At 53.6% G+C, this 2040-nt stretch carries 3 protein-coding genes; 1 reads left to right on the forward strand and 2 read right to left on the reverse strand.

The features are described from left to right. The coding region (locus RMSM_RS29600) for a transaldolase family protein (RefSeq protein WP_040770136.1) at nt 1-436 on the forward strand (436 nt) is incomplete at its 5' end. A gap of 70 nt (nt 437-506) precedes the next feature. Here the strand turns inward: RMSM_RS29600 and RMSM_RS29605 are convergent. Together RMSM_RS29605 and RMSM_RS29610 are read right to left on the reverse strand one after the other, a co-directional pair. Continuing rightward, a complete protein-coding gene (locus tag RMSM_RS29605; protein ID WP_040770138.1) occupies nt 507-1103 on the reverse strand; it encodes a hypothetical protein in 597 nt (198 codons plus the stop codon). Nucleotides 1104-1316: 213 nt separating this feature from the next. After that, on the reverse strand, nt 1317-2040 hold a 724-nt coding region (locus tag RMSM_RS29610; RefSeq protein ID WP_040770140.1), incomplete at its 5' end, for a LysR family transcriptional regulator substrate-binding protein.

Below are 2040 nucleotides of genomic sequence, written 5' to 3' on the forward strand. Positions count from 1 at the left end.
CCGCATCTACGACTGGTACAAGAACAAGAAGGGCGTCGATTCGATTCCTGTGTCCGAAGATCCAGGCGTGGAATCGGTCACGACGATCTTCAACTACTACAAGAAGCACGGCTTCAAGACGGAGGTGATGGGAGCAAGTTTCCGCACCAAAGAGCAAGTCATGGCACTGTGTGGCAGCGACTTGCTGACCATCTCGCCCGATCTGCTCGGACAACTTTCCGAGACCGACGTGGAAGTACCAAAGGCTTTGGATGCCGACGCGGCAGCCAAGATGGACATCGACAAGGTGGAAATGGACGAAGCCACTTTCCGCTGGATGTTAAACGAAGACGCGATGGCGACCGAAAAGCTAGCCGAAGGCATCCGCGGCTTCGCAGCCGACCTAGACAAACTGCGAACCTACCTCGCCCAGCGAATGGAAGCCGCCTCAGTGTAGGGAGCGTGTGGTTTCCCTGTAGCGAAACTCGCCAAGAGTTTCGTACGGTCACCCCGAAACGAACTCACTCTCACGACTTACTTGTGAGACGTTTCGGGTCTGGAACACGAAAACATTGATTGCGTTTCAAAAATGCAATGGTTCGCCAGACTTCGCCCCAGCCCTTCGGTTGAAACAATCGCATCTGAGGATAACCGGGGATCAAACAACCGGTATAGGGATAGCTCGCAAAGCCATCGATGGGCACCAAACCTTTTCGTTCAGGATTGCGAGCAATGTATTCCATTACGGTCTCAAGCATGCTGAGCTCGCGTTCATCTTCGCGAAGCACGTGGTCAAAGGGCTGGAACTGCAATTCGTATCCAATTCGCTTCAAACAATCGTTGGTATCTTTACGCAAACGCTTCATGGCGATCCGCTGATCCGCCCCTTCAGCAAGCCCACACCACAGTAAATGCATGTGGTCGGGCATCAAACAAAAGATCGGACAGGCAATTTGATCACGAAAGCTGACGTGAGTAAGCAGTTCACGAAACTTGTACAAAAAACGTGCATCGAGCCATCCCACTCGTCGGCCCTCGATGGTAAGTATCCAGTGGACCCAGGCGAGTCCGCGATAACACTCTGGCGGAAGCCGCTTGAGTCGCTTTTGGGTGTCCTGGTTCATCAGAGCCTCCAGTTCAATAAAACACCATGTGTCACTCAAGACTAGCAGATTCAGCCGGAAAAGCAGCTCGAAATCCTGGCATCCATTCCCACCAACGAAACCTGCTTCGCAAAGTCCTGCGGAGCCTGCGAGACTCGCGGCGGAATATGCCCATAATCATTGAACGTCGGCTCAGCATTCCCAAAAGTCTTGGCGACTTTCGCTACGAGAAGCCTATCCCACATTCCATTTTTTGATGATGTCGACGAGGCTTTGGATCGCGGGGCTTAATCGACGCCCTTTCTTCCACATGAAGACGATTTGTCGTTCACCTAAGTGCCGCCGTAATGACGTTACAACCAGTCTGCGGCACAATTCGCCTTTCGGTCGTCCCGCTAACACGCCGACGCCCAATCCGGCTCGCACACATGCGATTGTAAATCCACTATTGTCGGTTTCCGCGACCACGTTTGCGGTCAATCGTTCACGGTGTAGCGTGTGGTCCAAGGCGTCGCGGCCATGCGTTCCGGGCCGCGTCACGACGAGGTCGTGTTTAACAAGCTCACGTAGCGTGCTGTTGGGTGATGTCGCGAACGGATGTCCTTTCTTACAGATCGCTAGAAACTCGACGAGATAAGCGGGCTCGAAATGAATCAGCGGCGAAGCGTTCTCATTCTCCGGCTCGAGTGTTAGTGCCAAGTCGGCCTGTCCCGACAAGATCAATTCCTCGGCAACCTGGTTGTTCCCCTCTCTTAACACCAATGGATTGTCGTATGCTTGCCGAAATTGCTGCAGCGGATTGGCGATCTCTTCCATCATCATCCGCACGCCTGCCACGATCGTGATCGGACGCGAATCTCCCTGTTCGTCTTCGGCGAGCTCAAAGGTGGAATCCAGGCCTGCCAACAATTCAGTGACCTGAGCGTACAACTTTGCCGCCATCGCTGTAGCGACCACG

Source organism: Rhodopirellula maiorica SM1, from assembly GCF_000346295.1.
GTDB lineage: Bacteria > Planctomycetota > Planctomycetia > Pirellulales > Pirellulaceae > Novipirellula > Novipirellula maiorica.